At 50.3% G+C, this 561-nt stretch carries 1 protein-coding gene; it reads left to right on the top strand.

What is annotated here, in order from left to right; all coding sequences use genetic code 11:
- Window positions 1-561 (top strand): hypothetical protein (locus JKM87_RS09570; protein ID WP_202080134.1); only part of this gene is annotated, 561 nt, incomplete at both ends.

Here is a 561-nt window from a genome sequence, read left to right as displayed (position 1 = left end):
ACCGAAGAAGCAGCAGTGGAAGCTGAAGCGGACACTGATAGCAATGTAGAAGCAGGGACCGAAGAAGCAGCAGTGGAAGCTGAAGCGGACACTGATAGCAATGTAGTAGCAGGGACCGAAGAAGCAGCAGTGGAAGCCGAAGCGGACACTGATAGCAATGTAGTAGCAGGGACCGAAGAAGCAGCAGTGGAAGCCGAAGCGGACACTGATAGCAATGTAGTAGCAGGGACCGAAGAAGCAGCAGTGGAAGCCGAAGCGGACACTGATAGCAATGTAGTAGCAGGGACCGAAGAAGCAGCAGTGGAAGCCGAAGCGGACACTGATAGCAATGTAGTAGCAGGGACCGAAGAAGCAGCAGTGGAAGCCGAAGCGGACACAGACAGCAATGTAGAAGCAGGCACCGAAGAAGCGACCCACAACCTTTCTCACTGGATTGAAAATTCGTATATCTACCTTGTTGATTCTTATAAGCAACTTGTCGATAGCTATCAACAATCCATTGATAAATTGCTAGCTGATTCAGAAGCTGACAGCACCCAAGAAGCAAACACCGAAGAAGCA

The sequence above is a fragment of the Caldalkalibacillus salinus genome, from assembly GCF_016745835.1.
GTDB classification, from domain to species: domain Bacteria; phylum Bacillota; class Bacilli; order Caldalkalibacillales; family JCM-10596; genus Caldalkalibacillus_A; species Caldalkalibacillus_A salinus.
Note: the sequence above shows the minus strand (reverse complement) of the source record. Positions and strands in the feature narration are given on the sequence as shown.